Origin of the sequence: Nocardioides sp. (assembly GCF_036267815.1) — a bacterium.
Taxonomy (GTDB): Bacteria; Actinomycetota; Actinomycetes; order Propionibacteriales; family Nocardioidaceae; genus Nocardioides.
Map to the genome: position 1 here is coordinate 64,171 of NZ_DATAVI010000007.1, position 16,922 is coordinate 81,092.

The 16,922-nt window shown below is 71.2% G+C and carries 16 protein-coding genes; 3 read left to right on the forward strand and 13 right to left on the reverse strand.

What is annotated here, in order from left to right:
* Nucleotides 1-22: 22 nt before the first annotated feature.
* The 5 genes from VHW64_RS01230 to VHW64_RS01250 all read right to left on the reverse strand — a co-directional run bounded on the left by VHW64_RS01230 (nt 23) and on the right by VHW64_RS01250 (nt 3,209).
* The gene (locus VHW64_RS01230) at nt 23-1,006 is read right to left on the reverse strand and encodes a ribose-phosphate diphosphokinase (RefSeq protein ID WP_329648673.1); all 984 of its coding nucleotides are present in this window, start codon (nt 1,004-1,006) and stop codon (nt 23-25) included.
* Nucleotides 1,007-1,109: 103 nt separating this feature from the next.
* Nucleotides 1,110-2,057, reverse strand: coding sequence for a PLP-dependent cysteine synthase family protein (locus VHW64_RS01235; protein ID WP_414690435.1), 948 nt, complete (start codon nt 2,055-2,057; stop codon nt 1,110-1,112).
* Complete coding sequence (locus tag VHW64_RS01240; RefSeq protein ID WP_329648674.1) at nt 2,057-2,344, reverse strand: MoaD/ThiS family protein; 288 nt, start codon at nt 2,342-2,344, stop codon at nt 2,057-2,059. Before VHW64_RS01240 ends, VHW64_RS01235 begins: the two co-directional genes overlap by 1 nt.
* Complete coding sequence (locus tag VHW64_RS01245) at nt 2,334-2,798, reverse strand: M67 family metallopeptidase (RefSeq protein WP_329648675.1); 465 nt, start codon at nt 2,796-2,798, stop codon at nt 2,334-2,336. Before VHW64_RS01245 ends, VHW64_RS01240 begins: the two co-directional genes overlap by 11 nt.
* A gap of 30 nt (nt 2,799-2,828) precedes the next feature.
* Nucleotides 2,829-3,209: a hypothetical protein gene (locus VHW64_RS01250; protein ID WP_329648676.1), complete on the reverse strand. Its 381-nt coding sequence runs from the start codon at nt 3,207-3,209 to the stop codon at nt 2,829-2,831.
* A 118-nt stretch (nt 3,210-3,327) separates the two neighbouring features.
* On the opposite strand from VHW64_RS01250, the gene VHW64_RS01255 reads away from it, so the two are divergent.
* On the forward strand, nt 3,328-3,795 hold the full coding sequence (locus VHW64_RS01255) for an adenylyltransferase/cytidyltransferase family protein (RefSeq protein WP_329648677.1): 468 nt from the start codon (nt 3,328-3,330) through the stop codon (nt 3,793-3,795).
* Entirely contained in the window at nt 3,792-4,493 is a 702-nt protein-coding gene (locus VHW64_RS01260) for a TIGR03089 family protein (protein ID WP_329648678.1), read from the forward strand. The genes VHW64_RS01255 and VHW64_RS01260 overlap by 4 nt, the downstream gene beginning before the upstream one ends.
* Nucleotides 4,494-4,541: 48 nt before the next feature.
* Here the strand turns inward: VHW64_RS01260 and VHW64_RS01265 are convergent, their stop codons facing one another.
* The 6 genes from VHW64_RS01265 to glf all read right to left on the reverse strand — a co-directional run bounded on the left by VHW64_RS01265 (nt 4,542) and on the right by glf (nt 14,432).
* The gene (locus VHW64_RS01265; protein ID WP_329648679.1) at nt 4,542-6,365 is read right to left on the reverse strand and encodes a hypothetical protein; all 1,824 of its coding nucleotides are present in this window, start codon (nt 6,363-6,365) and stop codon (nt 4,542-4,544) included.
* A gap of 116 nt (nt 6,366-6,481) precedes the next feature.
* Nucleotides 6,482-9,346, reverse strand: a complete 2,865-nt coding sequence (locus tag VHW64_RS01270) for an FG-GAP-like repeat-containing protein (RefSeq protein ID WP_329648680.1) — start codon at nt 9,344-9,346, stop codon at nt 6,482-6,484.
* A gap of 203 nt (nt 9,347-9,549) precedes the next feature.
* Nucleotides 9,550-10,353, reverse strand: a complete 804-nt coding sequence (locus tag VHW64_RS01275; RefSeq protein ID WP_329648681.1) for an ABC transporter ATP-binding protein — start codon at nt 10,351-10,353, stop codon at nt 9,550-9,552.
* A gap of 2 nt (nt 10,354-10,355) precedes the next feature.
* The gene (locus tag VHW64_RS01280; protein WP_329648682.1) at nt 10,356-11,267 is read right to left on the reverse strand and encodes an ABC transporter permease; all 912 of its coding nucleotides are present in this window, start codon (nt 11,265-11,267) and stop codon (nt 10,356-10,358) included.
* On the reverse strand, nt 11,260-13,248 hold the full coding sequence (locus VHW64_RS01285) for a glycosyltransferase (RefSeq protein ID WP_329648683.1): 1,989 nt from the start codon (nt 13,246-13,248) through the stop codon (nt 11,260-11,262). The genes VHW64_RS01280 and VHW64_RS01285 overlap by 8 nt, the downstream gene beginning before the upstream one ends.
* Nucleotides 13,245-14,432, reverse strand: coding sequence for a UDP-galactopyranose mutase (glf, locus tag VHW64_RS01290; RefSeq protein WP_329648684.1), 1,188 nt, complete (start codon nt 14,430-14,432; stop codon nt 13,245-13,247). The genes VHW64_RS01285 and glf overlap by 4 nt, the downstream gene beginning before the upstream one ends.
* A 152-nt stretch (nt 14,433-14,584) precedes the next feature.
* Between glf and VHW64_RS01295 the strand changes: the two genes are divergently transcribed.
* A complete protein-coding gene (locus VHW64_RS01295; protein WP_329648685.1) occupies nt 14,585-15,067 on the forward strand; it encodes a hypothetical protein in 483 nt (160 codons plus the stop codon).
* Here the strand turns inward: VHW64_RS01295 and VHW64_RS01300 are convergent.
* Complete coding sequence (locus VHW64_RS01300; RefSeq protein WP_329648686.1) at nt 15,064-15,978, reverse strand: glycosyltransferase family 2 protein; 915 nt, start codon at nt 15,976-15,978, stop codon at nt 15,064-15,066. The two genes, VHW64_RS01295 and VHW64_RS01300, sit on opposite strands and share 4 nt — an antisense overlap.
* Nucleotides 15,975-16,922: a glycosyltransferase family 2 protein gene (locus VHW64_RS01305; RefSeq protein ID WP_329648687.1), complete on the reverse strand. Its 948-nt coding sequence runs from the start codon at nt 16,920-16,922 to the stop codon at nt 15,975-15,977. The genes VHW64_RS01300 and VHW64_RS01305 overlap by 4 nt, the downstream gene beginning before the upstream one ends.

Here is a 16,922-nt window from a genome sequence, read left to right on the forward strand (position 1 = left end):
GACGCCGGTCACATCGGCGAGGTCAGCCGAACAGCTTGCCCTGCGGCGGGCCGAACTGGGGGTCGACCCCGTCGAAGAGGCTGCTGACCGACTCGCCCGCGTGGACGCGGGCGATGGCCTCGGCGAAGAGCCCGGCGACGCTGCGCACCTCCAGCTCGGGCCAGTCCGAGGGCGGCGGCACCGTGTCGGTGGTCACGACCTCGGTGATCATCGGGTGGTGGCGCAGGCTGTCGACGGCCTTGCCGACGAACAGGCCGTGGGTGCAGGCCACGGCGGCGCCCGTGCAGCCGCGCTCGGCCAGCCGGTCGAGGAGCTCGACGATGGACCCGCCGGTCGCGATCTCGTCGTCCAGCACGATCGCGCGCTTGCCCTCGACGTCGCCGACGATGGAGTCGATGACAACCCGGTCGTCGGCCAGCCGCTGCTTGGACCCCGCTGCGACGCCCAGTCCGAGCAGCCGGGAGAACTGGGTGGCGGTCTTGGCGTTGCCGAAGTCGGGCGAGACCACGACGCTGTCGCTGAGGTCCTGGCTCAAGAAGTGCTCGGCGAGGATCCCCAGCGCGGTCAGCTGGTCGACCGGCACCGAGAAGAACCCGTGCACCTGGGGCGCATGGAGGGTCATCGTCATCACCCGGTGGACGCCCGCCGTGGCCAGCAGGTCGGCCACGAGCCGGCCGCCGATGGAGATCCGCGAGGCGTCCTTCTTGTCGGACCGGGCGTAGGAGTAGAAGGGGATGACCGCGGTGATCGAGGCCGCGCTCGCGCCGCGCGCGGCGTCGATCATCAGCAGCAGCTCCATGAGGTGCTCCTGCGTCGGCGGCACCAGCGGCTGGACGATGTAGACGTCACGCTGCCGGCAGTTGGCCTGGAGCTGGGCCTGGAGACAGTCGTTGCTGAAGCGGGTCATCTCCACCGAGGACAGCGGGACCCCGAGGTCCTCGCAGATGGCCCGGGCGAGCGGACGGTGCGCTGAGCCGCTGAAGACGACGACGTGTGAGTCGGGCACGGGCACTCCAGAGGGCCTGGGAAGCGGAGCTGGGCCGGTCAGTCGGTGCCAGACTAACGCGCTCCGCCCAGGCCGCCCAGGGCACCTCGGGACGCCGCCCGGCTCACGCCCAGAGCTGGCCCTCGAGCCGCTCCTCGGCCTCGTCGACGGTGCCCTCGTAGGCCCCGGTGGACAGGTACTTCCAGCCGCCGTCGGCCACGACGAAGGCGATGTCGGCGCGCTCGCCGGCCTCCAGCGACCGGGCGGCCTGGGCCAGCGCCGCGTGCAGGATGGCGCCGGTCGAGATGCCCGCGAAGATGCCCTCGTCGTCCAGGAGCTCGCGCACCCGGCGTACGGCGTCGCGCGGCCCGACCGAGAACCTCGCGTCGACCAGGCTCTCGTCGTACAGCTCGGGGACGAAGCCCTCGTCGAGGTTGCGCAGCCCGTAGACCAGCTCGCCGTACCTCGGCTCGGCGGCGACGACCCTGACCTCCGGCTTGCGCTCGCGGAAGAACCGCCCCACGCCCATCAGGGTGCCGGTGGTGCCGAGCCCACCCACGAAGTGGGTGATCCCGGGCAGGTCGGCGAGCAGCTCCGGGCCGGTCCCCTCGTAGTGGGCCAGCGCGTTGGCGGGGTTGCCGTACTGGTAGAGCATCACCCAGTCGGGGTGCTCGGCGGCCATCGCCTTCGCGACCCGCACGGCCTCGTTGGAGCCGCCGGCCGCGGGCGAGGAGACGACCTCGGCACCCCAGGCCCGCAGCAGCTGACGTCGTTCGACCGAGGTGTTCTCCGGCATCACGCACACCAGCCGGTAGCCGCGCAGCCTGGCGACCATCGCCAGCGAGATCCCGGTGTTGCCGCTGGTCGGCTCCAAGATCGTGCAGCCCGGCCGCAGCCGGCCGTCCCTCTCGGCGTGCTCGACCATGGCCACTGCCGCGCGGTCCTTGATCGAGCCGGTGGGGTTGCGGTCCTCCAGCTTGGCCCACAGGCGCACATCGGCACTCGGCGAGAGCGTCGGCAGGCCGACCAACGGGGTCCCGCCCACCGAGCCCAGGAGGTCGTCGAAGCGCATCAGGCCCCGCCGGCCACCGCCGGCAGCACGACCACCTGGTCGCCGTCGGTCACGGGAGCCTCGAGGCCACCGAGGAAGCGGACGTCCTCGTCGTTGACGTAGACGTTGACGAACCTGCGCAGGTCGACCGTGCCGTCCTTGTCCTCGACCAGGCGGTCCTTGATGCCGGGGTGGTTGGCCTCCAGGTCGTCGATGACGGCGCTCAGGCTCTCGCCCTTCGCCTCGACGGACTTCTGGTCTGCGGTGTAGGTGCGCAGGATGGTGGGGATCCGGACCTCAACGGCCATCAGGGTCTCCTTGCCTCGTGGGCGGGGTGGTCGCGGCGTCGAGCACCGCGACCTCTTCCTCGGTCACCGTCGCCTCGACGATCCGATACGACCTGAACTCGACCGGCCCGGGGTTATTCCCGTGCTCACGCGTGCTGACCAGCACGTAGTGGGCACCGGGCTCGGCGGCTAGGTCGACGTCGGTGCGGCTCGGGTAGGCCTCGGTGGCGGTGTGGGAGTGGTAGACGATCACCGGCTCCTCGTCGTTGGCCCACATCTCCTTGTACAGCGCGAGCTTCTCCAGCGAGTCGTACTCGTAGAACGTCGGCGACCCGGCGGCGTTGGTCATCGGCTTGAACCGCTCGGGCCGGTCGCTCCCCTCGGGGCCGAGCACCATCCCGCAGGCCTCGTCGGGATGGTCGCGCTTGGCGTGGGCGACGATCGCGTCGTACGTCGCGCGGTCGAGGGTGAGCACCGGCTCAGCCTACGGGCGGACGGGCCGGGCTCAGACCTCGGTCCGCCGCCGCACGAGCTCGACCGGGACGCCGCCCAGCCCCAGGCGGTAGCGGGTGTGGTCGGCGTACTCACCGAGCTTGTCCCACAGGGCCGCGTGCGCCACCCACGGCAGCGGCTCGGCACCGCGGTACCAGGTCTCGCCGAAGGAGATCCACACCGCCGCCCAGCCCGCGGCGCAGTCCCACGCCCCGCGTCGGCCCTCGAGCAGCCGACGCCGGATCTGGAAGGCCATCCGGGGCCCGTCCGGACAGGTGGGCGTGGTCGCGATCGGCCACACCCACAGGTCCAGCGTCGCCAGCTCCAGCTCGAGGTCTCGCAGCACGGCCGGGTCGACCAGGACGGTCGCGACGTTCGCGTGCGGGTGGCGCATTCCCTCACGCTACTCATCGCCGCCCCCGTCGTCTCGACAGCTCGACCGTCGGAGAACGGCCGGTGGCGGGCTCCGACCGCGATAGGGTCGCGGCTCGAAGCCGTCCCGAGGAGCACGAGTGCAGACGTCCGACCGGCCCGCGCGAGCCTGCGTCGTCAGCGGCTACTTCAACCCGCTGCACCCCGGGCACCTCGACCTGTTCGAGGCCGCCCGGGCCCGCTGCGGCTACCTCGTGGTGATCGTGAACAACGACGTGCAGCAGGTCCTGAAGAAGGGCAAGGTGATCCAGCCCGAGGCCGACCGGCTCCGGGTCGTGCGGTCGCTGCGGATGGTGGACGACGCCATGCTCGCGGTCGAGGACGGACCGGGGATGGACGCGTCGTTCGACCTCGTGCGCGCGGCGTACCCGGAGGCCGAGCTGGAGTTCTGCAACGGCGGCGACCGCGTGGACGGCGACAGCCTCCCGGCCGCCGAGGTCGAGGCGGCACGTCGTAACGACATCACCCTCGTCTACGGCATCGGCGGGTTCGACAAGGCCGACTCGAGCACCCGGATCAACACCGAGCTTGGCCACGAAGGCCGATGACCACCTTCCCGCAGGTGCTGGCTCGGCTCCTGGCGGCCGACCCGGGCCGGCCCCTGGTGACGTTCTACGACGACGCCACCGGCGAGCGCACCGAGCTCTCGGTCGCGACCTGGGCCACCTGGGTCGCCAAGGTCTCCTCGTTGCTCACCGACGAGCTCGACGTCGAGCACGGCAGCCGCCTGCTCGTCGACCTCCCGGCGCACTGGCTGGGCACCGTCGTGCTCGGCGCCGCCTGGGCCTGCGGCATCGAGGTGGTCTGGGACGGCGAGGCCGACGCCGTCGTCACCGGACCCGGCACCCTGGGGCGCTGGGCCCCCGAGGCGGGCCGGATCCCGGTCGTCGCCACGGCGCTGCTGCCCCTCGCCGGACCGTTCGCGGACGGCGTGCCGGCCGAGGTCCACGACCTCGGCCTGGAGGTCTGGTCCCAGCCCGACGCCTATGTCGCCTACCCGGCACCGGCCGACCACGACCTCGCCGTCGCCGGGACGACCCAGGCCGAGCTGTGGGCCGTCGGGTCCCCGGACCGCCTGCTGTCCGAGGCGAACCCCGCCTCGCGGGCAGGCCTGCCCTGCCTCACCGTGCCCCTGGCGGGCGGCGGCTCGTTGGTGCTGGTCCGCAACGCGGCACCGGAGCGGGTGGGGCGGGTGGCGATGCTCGAGCGAGCCACGACTGCCCCGCACCCTCGCCGACCGGGGTAGCCGCGGGCGACCGTGCGCGGGCTGTCTCCAGCCGCGCCGACGCGTAGGTCACCTGGTGGTTTCGGCCAGCGACGCGACGTACTTCTGACCGTCGCCTCCGAGGTACTGGAGCCGGTCGGTGGTGAAGCACGTCCCGTCGGCCTGACAGGTCGCCGGGTCGGCACCTGCGGTCAGGCCCTTCTCGGTCAGGCCCGTGAAGGTGAAGGTGTCGTCCCCCTGCTCGGCCACCGTCGCGTAGCGGCTTCTCCCCTCCCAGTCGGTGTAGCCCAGCCCGAGCGTCTGGCTCCGCACGGTCGTGGTCCCGTCGCTCACCTCCTGAACGAACCAGTTCCCGACCATCCTGACGGTGCTGGTGAAGCCCGGCTGCCGGGGCGTCCTCATCGACAGCGACTGGCGTCCGGCCGGGGGGACCCCGTCCCTGGACACCGAGAAGGTGCGATCTCGCACCGAGGGCGCGGGGACGGGCGTCGCGTTCAGGCACGGGTACGTCGAGATGGTCCGGCGCGCGCCGGTCACCGGGTCCGTGACCACGGCCGCGCCCTCGGCACTGCCCCATCGGCCGACCGGGATCAGGGTGTCGTCACAGGTCACGTCGGTGCGTGGCCCCGGTGACGTCGCGGACACGAACTGTCCGAGCAGGGCCTGCCTGCCCGAGTCGAAGCCGAGCATCTGCGCCGGATCCGTCTCGGTGTTCCTCGCACCGATCACGAGAGCCGACAGCCTGCCGGGCAGCTGCGACTGGTTGGCGAAGTCGAGGGAGACCATGATCCCGGCGAGCACGGCGGCCAGTGCGATGGCAGCACCGGAGGCGGCCGACGTGAAGGTCGCTGCGATGTCGACCCAGCCCATGAGCATCATGGTCGGGACGGCGGCCCCGACCCAGAAGCCGTCCAGGCCCGAGAACGCCTCGAGCAGGATCACCCCGACGTCCACCATCGCCTCGAGGAGCGTGGCGGTCCCGGCCACGACGCCGGTGGCAACCGCGGCATAGGCCATCTCGTAGCCCTGCGACTGCAGGTCGCGAGTCGTCACGGCCGTGCCCCACTTGACGAGCTGGTCGAAGCTCGGGGCCGGCGGCAGGCAGATGATCCCGAGGCACGGCAGGTAGCAGGTCGCGTTGGTGCGGCCGACGTACTCGTCGCCGTAGGGGTCCGGCGAGTGGTAGGTGCAGTAGCCGCCGGTCTGGTCGCTGGTGGTGCAGACCAGCTTCGAGCACTCGGCCGAGCCCACCTTGCCGAGCTGCACCGGCGTCTGGCCCAGGAAGTCGCGTAGCTCCGCCTCACTCCCGCCAGCGGCCAGAGACCGGTACCGGTGCATGTTCAGACCCGCCCACTGCGCGTACTCCGCACCAGCCTGCTGCGCGGCCGCCGCCGCGGCCCCGTCGACCCGGCCAGCCATCCAGCCGACGACGGTCTGCTGGTCGACGGTGCGAGCAGCCCTGTCGGTGGAGATGGCATCGACGACGAGCTCCCACAAGGCGGCCTCCGCCTCCGAGCGTCCCCACGTCAGCACCGCCTCGCGGTCGCTGTCGGGCAACCCGTGCCGGGCCTCCACCAGCTCGACCGCACGGGTCTCGAACCTCGCAAGCGCCCCAGCCGTCGACGGCGACGCCTCCTCCACCATCCGCGGGTTCAGCAGTGGCGGCGGCGCGAAGCTCTGCGGATCTGGAGGGGTCGGGTCGGGGTCGGAAGGGCAGGTGACGCTGCCGTCGATGCCCAGGAAGCAGACCTCGGGCTGGTCGGCGTCAGCGAGAGCGGGCGCCAGCCGGGAGCTGGGAAGCAGTGCGAGGCTCAGCGCGACGAGCACCAGGGTGGCGCCACGGCCGCCGCGTGCCCACCATCGCCTGGGGAAGTCAGGTGCGTGCCCGGTCATCGTCCACCTCCGATCGTTGCTGGTGACTCACACCACCAGGATCGGAGCGTTGGCCGATGCTCGTCTGTCCGCCCGCGGACACGCCAGCAAGGCCGGGCAGATCCTCCCGCTGCTCCTCAGCCCGCGAGGTCGTAGCCGCCGAAGCCGCCGCCGACGAACACCGGCGACCTCAGGCCGGAGGCCCTGCCGGGGATGGCATAGAGGCGACCCGTCCCCTTCTCACGCGCGATCAGGTCGGGATGGCCGGTCAGCTGGAGGTCGCCGATCCCGATCGTCCAGTCGTACGGCGCCAGGTCGGCCGCCAGCCTGGTCGGGCCGTGGAGGCCGCCCGGGCCGTTCCCGTGGAGCAGCCTCAGGGAGGCACCGCGGCGCAGCAGGACGTCGGGAGCGCCGTCGGCGTCCCAGCGGCCGACGCCGATCGGCGTGCCCTTGGCGATCGCGCCGTAGACCGGGTACGGCTTCCGCAAGCCGGCCAGTCCCTTGCCGGGGTAGACCATCAGGACCCCGCCCCGGGGCTGACCGACCAGGTCGGGGTAGCCGTCGCCGGTCAGGTCGCCGACCGCGGTCAGCCTGCCCACGGTGTCGAAGCCGGAGCCGAGCACCGCGGCGCGCGTCAGCCGGCCGTGGCCGTTGCCGCGCCACAGCACGAGGTTCCCGTGCTTGCCCTGCCGGGTCACGACGTCGCCGGAGCCGTCGCGGTCCCAGTCGCCGACGACCAGGATCCTGTCGGCCCGCCCGAAGTCGGCACGGGTGTCGACGGGCCTCCCGAGGTCGAACCCGCCCGGGTTGACCCACGCCTTCACCTTGCCGCCGTCGAGGGCCACGACGTCCGCAGCCTTCGAGCCCGCGACGTTGCCGACCGCCATCAGCGAGGCGCCGGCGAAGCGGGTGACCGGGCCGAGCCGACGCGCGAAGCTCCCGTCGCCGCGGCCCGGGAGCACGTAGCTGTCGCCGGTGCTGCGCTCGCGGACCAGCAGGTCGGCGTGGCCGTCGTGGCTCAGGTCGCCGGCTCCCGCCAGCACGTCGTACCTCCGGTAGCTGCCGGGGACCTGCACCGCCGGCCCGAAGGTCGCGTCGGCCCGGCCGGGACGCAGCCAGAGGTGGCCGTCGGCGTCGCGCACGACCAGATCGGGGTGCCCGTCGCCGTCGAGGTCACCGGCGGCTGCGATCGAGTCGTAGGAGCCCCAGCCGCCACCGCTGCGCTGGCGGTGGAGGCCGCCGCCGGCCCTCTGGAGGAACACCACGAGAGCGCCGGTCGTCGGGTTGCGCGCGGCGAGGTCGGCGCGACCGTCGCCGTTCAGGTCGCCGGGAGCGACGAGCTGGTCGAGGCCGGTCAGCGCCGGGAGCGTCGCGGACGCCGCGCCGAACGTTCCCCCGCGCTGCCCGGGCCGCAGCTCCACGGTCCCGTCGGCCCGGCGGACCAGCAGGTCGGCGCGTCCGTCGCCGGTCAGGTCGCCGGCCACCACGAGCTGGGTCGCCCCCGCCGCGCCGGACCCGACCGTCGTGGCCGCGGGGAAGTGGACGAGGCCGCCGGTCGGGACGACGAACGCCTCGCCGTCGCTCGCGCGGCGTACCACGATGTCCGGTGCCGGCGTGGAGGCGAGGTTGGAGTCCAGCTGTCTGCCCGACCACCCCCGCTGGGCCGCGGCGGCGAGCCGGCGGATCTTCGGCAGCTTGGCGTAGAGGTACTGGCCCGGGCACAGCGTCGCCGCGGCGTCGCGATGACCGTTGATCGCCTCGAACCAGCGCGAGGTGACCCACTGGTGCGTCGAGGCGGCGTCCACGCCGTGCAGGGACAGCTTCCACGCGAACAGCGCGCCGTAGGCCTGGATCATCGCCTTGCTGGGCTTGGCGATCTGGTAGTTGCCGATCGCCGACGCCGCGAACGCGTCGTCGTTGTAGCCCTGGGTGTGGGCACCCACGACGGGCCGGTCGACCCCGCCGTACCTGCCCTCCCAGATCCGGCCGAAGCGGTCGATCAGGAAGTTGTACCCGATGTCGCTCCAGCCACGGGACTCCACGTGGTAGGCGTAGATGCTGCGCAGGATGCCGGGCACCTCGGCGCGGGTGTAGTCGTTGGCGTTGACGGTGTGGTGGACGAAGCCCGCGTGCACGTCGCCGTAGTGCAGCGAGGACTTCTCCCGGATCCTCTCGTCGGCGCCCCACTGCGCACGCGAGTAGATCACCGGTCGCGGCGTGAAGACGGCCGCGGCGAGCGCGGCGCCGGAGCCGGCTTGGGCCTCAGCCGCGGACACGTCGGCGACGGAGTCGGCTCCCTGGTCGCCGTCCATGGTGCTGGTGTCGATCGCGGCGCGCTCCTCGGTGGTGTGCCGGGCGTGGCCGGGCGCGATCACGGCCAGCCTCAGGTCCGCGGGCAGCGTCCGCCGCGCGACCACCCGCACCTGCACGTCGTCCACCCGGCCGACGAGCACCGGGTCGGTGCCCGGACGGGCCCGCCTCGCCTCGGCCGACCCGGGGTCGGGTCCGTGGTCGGGGTCGTAGGGCACCTTGGTCCAGCGGGTCCAGCCCTGGTCTCCGGTGCGGGTGCGCGCGAGCACGCTCAGGGCCGTCTCGGGGATCGCGGTCCCGTGGGCCCAGGTGACGCCGACCTCGCCGAAGCCGGTCACGCGCTCGGGTGTGGTGGTGAGCTGGCTCGCCCCGCTCCGGTCGGTGCGGACCAGCGCCGAGCGGGTGGGGACCGGACGACCGGCCACGGTGGCCGCGGCGGTCAGCGGCACCTCGCGCACGTGCGACGCGACCGGCGAGGTGGGCACCTTGGACTTCTGGACCGCCTGCGCGGTGTACGCCGCGAACGCGGCCGTCGAGCGCAGGCTCCCCGAGGTCGCCGTTGGTCCGTCCGGGGCACTTCCGACGACGTCGAGGGTGACCACACTGGCGGCCGGCGTGAGCGCAGCGAGCACGACGCCGAGCGCCAGCAGCTGCTGGCAGGCGGTGACGAACCGACTGCGGTTGGGGGTCACGCGGCTGCTCCAGACGGGTGGGGGAAGGAGTCACACGAGCAGCAAGTTTCACACCAGTCACACTGGTGCGGAAGAAGGTGTGAGTAACTACAAGGCTGTAATTTCCACTCGCCACGCCGTGAAACCCGAGAAACTCAGATTCCCAGGTGGCGGGCTACGGCGCGGCAGAATGCCGAGCTTCGCCCGAGCGCCACCCCGGTGGGTCAGATGTCGGCGCCCATCTCCTCGTCGGCCTCCATCTCCTCCTCGACGTCGAGCGCGTTCTCGTCGTCGTCGTCGTAGTGGAGGAACTTGATGCCCTCGTCGACGTCGCCGTCGAAGGCCAGCCGGCCCTTCTCCAGGACCAGGACCCGGTCGCACATCCGGCGGACGCTGCCGGTGGCGTGGCTGGTGTAGAACAGCGTCGTGCCGCTGTCGCGGATCTCCTGCATCTTGGCCAGGCACTTGCGCTTGAACGGGCGGTCGCCGACCGCCAGCACCTCGTCGGCCAGGAAGATGTCGGCATCGACGTGGATGGCGACCGCGAAGCCGAGGCGGGCGAACATGCCGGAGGAGTAGTGACCGACCGGGGAGTCGAGGAACCGGCCGATGTCGGCGAACTCCACGATGGCGTCGAACTTCCGCGCCGTCTCCGCCTCCGTCATCCCCAGGATGGCGGCGTTGAGGTAGACGTTGTCGCGCCCGGTGAGCTGGGGGTGGAAGCCGGCACCGGTGGCGATGAGCCCGGCGGTGCGGCCCCGCGTCAGCACCTTGCCGCGGTCGGGGCGCATGATCCCGTTGATCATCTTCAGCAGGGTGCTCTTGCCCGAGCCGTTGAGCCCCATCAGCCCGATCGACTCGCCCTGGTGCACCGTGAACGACACGTCGTCGACCGCCAGGAAGGAGTCGGAGAGGTCCTGCTGGCGGAGCATCGCGACGCTCATCTGCTTCAGGGTGCGGTGGTAGCGCAGCGTGAAGTTCTTCGACACGTGGCGCACCACGATCGACCGGTCGTCCCGCTTCGTCACGGTCACAGCAGCCGCTCCGGGATCCGGCGCTCGAGCCGCGAGAACGTCGACTGGGCGATGGCCAGGATCACCAGGCTGATCAGCAGCGCACGGATCGAGAGCCAGAACAGGTTGTTCGGCATGTCGACGGCGATGGTGTGGGCGGGGTTGTTGTTGGCGCCGACCCAGAAGCATCGCTGGAACGCCAGCACGGCCTCGGTGATGGGGTTCATCAGATAGATCGCGGTGTGGTGGTGGAAGCGCTGCGCGACCAGCACGTAGGGGTACATCATCGGCGACCCGAACCGGACGAAGTTGGTCAGCACGCTGACCGCGTTGGAGATGTCGCGCAGGAACACGTTGGCCGCACTGAACATCAACGCCAGGGCGGTGCCGAGGGTCATGCTGATCAGCAGCCCGATGAGCCCCAGGACGAGTCCCATCGGGTCGGGGCTCCACCCCGACAGCCAGGTGGCGATCACCAGGATGACCAGCTGGGGACCGACGTGGAACAGCGAGACCAGCATCGATGCCACGGGGAACATCTCGCGGGGCACGGCCATCTTCTGCACCAGCGACTTGTTGCGCACGATCGAGCGGGTGCCGGCGTTCATCGTCTCGGTGAAGAAGTGGACGACGATGAGCCCGGCGAAGACGTGGACCGCGAAGTCCTCGGTGCGCTGCGCGCGGCCGAACAGGATGCCCATCACGAAGTAGTAGATGAAGAACTGCGTCAGCGGGTTGACGTAGGACCACATGAGTCCCAGCACCGAGCCCTGGTAGCGGGCCGCGATCTCGCGGCGTACGAGCAGGCTCAGGATGTAGCGGTGTCGGAACACCTCGAAGAGGCCCTGCTCCGACCACGGCGGCCGCAGCGGCGCGTCGACCCTGCGGAGGCGCTGGGAGACCTGGGGAGTGCTCGTCGTCTCACTCATCGGGGTCGGTCCAGGGCCGGAAGGTGACGTCCCATGCCTGCGGGGACGCGATCTCGGCCAGCGCGTCGCGGTACTCGGCGGCCAGGCGGTCCCAGTCGCGGCGGAACGTGTTGTGGATCGCGAGGGTACGGCGCATCAGGTCGCGGAAGTGCTCGGGGTCGCGCTGGTAGAGGGCGGCCGAGGTGCCGTCGTTCATCGACACGATCGCGGAGTCGTAGCGGGCCAGGCGGTACCACTTGGCGTCCATCGCCGGCAGCGCCGTCTCGGGGAACTCGCCGGCCAGCTTGCGTCGGGGGCGCAGCTGCCGGATCGGCGCGAGACCGGCGGTGACCAGCTGCGAGCGCCGGCTCGGCACCTCGCTGTCCGACTGCCCCTTGCGGGGCGGCTTCTCGCGGCGCACCGGCGGGAAGTCGTCGGGGTCGGCGTGGAGCTGGGCGTCGGAGAACTGCTTGCGGAAGGCGTTGACGTCGGCCAGCCGGTGCGACAGCAGCTCGTGCAGCCCGTGCGGGCCGGCCAGGACGTCCTCCATCGCCATCAAGCGCAGCTCCGCGGTGGAGTACTGCATGGAGACGAGGTGGGCGATCTGGTGGTTGAGGCTCTCGCGCAGCAGGCGTCCGCCCTTGGGGTAGGTGGAGTGCAGCAGCGCGGCCACGAGGCGGTTGCGGTGGTGGAAGTAGGACTGCCAGTCGACCGCGTCGTTCTTGTCGGTCCAGGGCACGTGCCACACGGCGGCGCCCGGGAACGTCACGGTCGGGAAGCCGTGCTCACGCGCACGCAGGCCGTACTCGCTGTCGTCCCACTTGATGAACAACGGCAGCGACAGGCCGATCTCGGCGATGACCCGGCGCGGGATCAGGCACATGAACCACGGGTTGAAGTCGACGTCCTGGCGCTTGTGCAGCCAGCGCGCGGAGCGCAGGTTGCGCGCACCGAGGTCCCACTCGGGGTAGGAGTCGAGCGGAGTCATCCACCAGAACCGCCAGGGGTGGATGATCTCGCCGAAGCTGTGCAGCCGCGAGCGGGAGTAGAGGCTGAACATGTGGCCGCCGACGATCGTCGGCCGCTTCGCGAGGTCGCCGAACGTGACGGCCCGGATGATCCCCTCGGGCTCGCACACCACGTCGTCGTCCATCATCAGGGCGTACGTCGCGGTGCCCTTGCGCAGCGACTCCATCTGGCCGCGTGCGTAGCCGCCGGAGCCGCCGAGGTTGCCCTGCACGATGACCTGGAGCCGCTCCGCCAGCGCCTTCTCGGCCTCGGGGAAGAACTCCGAGCCGGTCACCGGCTTGGCGCCCTGGTCCATGACGAACACCGTGTCGACGTAGGGCGCGAGGTCCTCGTCGTCACCGATCTGCTTGAGCAGCTTGGCGCAGAAGTCGGGCAGGATCGTGGTGATGGCGATGTCGGTCGTGCCGTGGCCGCCGCGGTCGTCGGGGACCTCGGCGGTCCACTCCGCCGACTGCACGACGGCGTCCTCGTCGCCGCCGACGACGTCGTACCAGTACCACCCGCCGTCCACGAACGGCGTCAGCGTGAGCTCGAAGGTGAAGCGGCCCGAGGACTCCGACTCGGTGCTCGCGGAGGCGACACGCTGCGAGCGCCCGTTGGCCATCGACTTGTAGACCGTCACGCTCGCGCCGGCTCCCGCCACGGTCACGGTCAGGGTGACGTCGGTGACGTGGGTCCAGCGTCGCCAGTACGACGCGGGGAAGGCGTTGAAGTAGGTGCCGAAGGAGAGCCGCTGGCCCTGGCGGACGCGCAACGCCGTCCGCGACTCGATCTGGTCGGGGTGGACGCTGGCGCCGGTCGACGTGGTCTGCCGGATCGCCGCCTGGTTGAGCTCCTTGGCGGCGCGGTTGCCGCCCACCTGATATTTGTCGGCGTCGAGCCGAGCCTCCTCCGGGTCGACGTAGAGGGGCATCACGTCGGTGTCCCGGTCGATCGGCAGGATCTGGCGCTGGAGCAGGCGGGTGGTCGTCATACGTCGACTCCTCCGGAGGTCAGCTGCGCACCGTCGGCGAAGTGCGGGCGGAGCCTGTTGTCGAACATCGACAGCGCCGACCCGATCGCCATGTGCATGTCGAGGTACTTGTAGGTGCCCAGGCGGCCACCGAACAGGACCATCGGCTCCTGCCTGGCCAGCTCGCGGTACTTCAGCAGGATCTCGCGGTCCGCCTGGGTGTTGACGGGGTAGTACGGCTCGTCGTCGTCCTCGGCGAACCGGCTGTACTCGTGGACGATCACGGTCTTGCCCGGGAGGTAGGTGCGCTCGGGGTGGAAGTGCTTGAACTCGTGGATCCTCGTCCACGGCACGTCCTGGTCGTTGTAGTTCATCACCGCGCAGCCCTGGAAGTCGTCGACCTCGCGGACCTCGGCCTCGAGATCGACGGTGCGCCACGAGAGCCGGCCCTGGCTGTGCCCGAAGTACTCGTCGACCGGGCCCGTGTAGACGATGGGGACCTGGCCGGTGAGCTCCGCGCGGGTGCCGTTGGCGGCGTCGAAGAAGTCGGTCTCGAGCCGGATCTCGATCCGCGGGTTGTCGGCCATCCGGGTCAGCCACGCGGTGTAGCCGTCGGTCGGCAAGCCCTCGTGGGTGTCGTTGAACCAGCGGTTGTCGAAGCTGTAGCGGACCGGGAGCCGGGTGATGATGTCGGCGCTCAGCTCGGTCGGGTCGGTCTGCCACTGCTTGGCGGTGTAGCCCTTGATGAACGCCTCGTAGAGCGGCCGGCCGATCAGGCTGATCGCCTTCTCCTCGAGGTTGCGGGCGGCGTCGGTCTCGAACTCGCTGGCCTGCTTGGCGATCAGCTCGCGTGCCTCGTCCGGCGTGTGGCTGCGGCCGAAGAACTGGTTGATCAGCCCGAGGTTCATCGGCAGCGAGTACACCTGGCCGTCGTACTGCCCGAAGACCCGGTGCTGGTAGCCGGTGAACGACGTGAACCGGTTGACGTACTCCCAGACGCGCTCGTTGGAGGTGTGGAACAGGTGTGCGCCGTAGACATGCACCTCGACCCCGGTCTCGGGGTCGATCTCGCTGTAGGCGTTGCCGCCGAGGTGGTGGCGACGCTCGAGGACGAGCACCTCCAGGCCCAGCTCGTTGGCACACCGCTCAGCGATGGTGAGACCGAAGAAACCGGACCCGACGACGACGAGGTCGGGCTTGGACAAGGTCGAAACTCCTGATCAGGTCGAGGCCCGCCAGTCTAGCCAGCGGGGGGCGCCGAACCGGGAATCGCTGATCCCTCCGCGGGGTGCTGCATGAGGGAGATCACGCGCGCGCGGCACTAGAGTGCGCCGCATCGCTGGGAGAGGGAGACCAGATGTTCGAGAGTGCCGAGGAGAAGGCCGCCAAGAGGCAGCAGCGCGAGGACGAGGAGAAGCAGGCCGCCGCAGCCCAGGCGGCCCAGGTCCGGGCCGCCGCCGATGACCGCGCGCGTCGCGCCTGGGCGGCCAGCCCGACGGGCGTCGCGACCACCGCGAAGCAGGCGGGCCAGGAGTTCTTCGAGGTCCAGCTCCAGGTCGGCTCGCACACCGGCACCGCGTCCTGGGGTGCAGCGACCGGGAAGCAGGTCACGGTCAGCTCGGCCGACACCCTCGGCGACATCGAGCGGATCGGCTGGCGTCTGGAGCACGCCAGCCACGTGTTCATGGTGACCGGTCAGACCAGCACCGACCGGGTGTTCCTCAGCGGTGAGAACACCGCCGTCAGCGGCACGATGGTCGGCGTGTACCTGTTCCGCAACGATCGCGCGGTCGAGCCGCCGGCCGACGCCGGACCACCGGCCGGTGAGGACACACCCTAGGCAAGCGGCGGTAGGCGGCGCATCCCGCGGGCGTCGCGGAGCGCGCGCAGGACGTTGCCTGCCTCCGCGCGGCCACCGCGCAGCGGGCTCAGGACCGTCACCACCCCGGCGATCGCGTAGGGCTTGGCCCGCACCAGGGGGTTGGTGCCGTAGCGGAAGTGCACCGCGAACAGGTTGCGGTACATGTAGTAGCCCTTCCACGTGTCCAGCGCGTGCTGCTGGTCGAAGTCGAGCTGGCGCACCAGCACCGCGTCGCGCACCGCCCAGATCCGGTAGCCGGCCCGGCGGGCGCGGAGCGCGAAGTCGGCATCGTCGTAGAAGATGAAGAACGAGTCGTCGGGAAGCCCGATCGCCGTGACCACCTCGCGGCGTACCAGGAAGCCCTCGAAGGCGACGTTGTGCAGCTCGACCCGCTCCGGCATGGCAGCCCGGTCGCCGTACGTCGTCTCGACGCTGGCGCGCTTGGGCCGCACCGACCAAGGCCGCGTCAGGTCGAAGTCGGTCGCGGCCTTCTCGACCAGACGCCCGCGGGTGTCCTCGCGGACCGACATCACGCACGCCTCGTCCTGCGCCATCAGCAGCGCCAGGCAGTCGGGAGCGGGGACCACGTCGTCGTCGATGAGCCAGATCCGGTCGTAGCCCTGGTCGTACGCCGCCTCGACACCGGCGCGGAACCCGCCGGCGCCACCGGTGTTGGAGTCGAGGTGGATGCGCTGGATCGCCAGCCCACCGGCGCGGACGTGGGCGTCGAGCACCTCGCGGGTGTGGTCGGTGCTGGCGTTGTCGACGATCACGACGGCATCCGGCTCGTGGGTCTGCGCGGTGAGCCCGTCCAGCACCCGGCCGAGGAGGTCCGCGCGGTTGTAGGTCACCACGACGACCGCGACGCTCTCCGGCCGCCGCTCGCTCATCGCAGGAACCTCCGGTGTCCGGTGAAGTCACCGCGGACGGCGTCTCGCCAGGCACCGATGCTGAGCCGGACCCGGCCGAGATCCCGCCGGGTGAAGGTGTAGAACCACAGCGTCTTCGCGACGAACGCCAGCGCGTGCGTCGTCCCGGCGTACTCGCGGAGGTTGACCAGGTTGTTGCGCGCCATGCAGTAGTGCTTGAGGTCGCTCGGCGTGTCGTTGTACGTCGTGCGCCCGAAGGCCATGGGCGTGCCCAGCGCGCCGACGGACGGGTGCCGCACCCGGGCCTCCACGACCGTGGCCACCCGGGCTCCCGCCCGCTCGGCACGCAGGCGGTACTCGTGGTCGTCGCCCCAGATGAAGAACTCCTCGCGCGGCAGCCCGATCCGCTCGACCAGCTCGCGGGTGACCAGGACGCCGTTGAAGGGGATGACGATGTCGCGGATCAGCCCGTCCTGGGCGGCCCGCCGAACGTCGGACATCGCGTGCACGACCCGGGTGCCGCCGGGCAGCCGGATCGGGAAGACGAGCCGCTCGGGGTCGTCCTGGTCGACGACCACCGGCCCCCAGAAGTCCAGCTCGCCGGCATGGGCGAGGAGGAGCTGGAGACAGTCCGGCTCCGGGGTCCCGTCGTCGTCCATCAGCCAGACCAGGTCCGCGCCGCGCTCCACGGCCCAGGCCAGGCCCTCGTGGAAGCCACCGGCTCCGCCGGAGTTGTGGTCGAGGGTGCGGACGTGGACCCGACGGTCGCCGTGCTCGTCGGCCCGGCCGGCGAGCCACTGCCCGGTGCCGTCGGTCGAGGCGTTGTCGACGACCAGCACCTCCTCGACGCCGGGCACCGCGCTCAGCACGTCGACGAGCGGGCGCAGCAGGCCCAGCCGGTCGAAGGTGACGACCACGGCGACGACGCGACGGCCGCTCCCGGTCACCCCGGAGCCCTCCAGCAC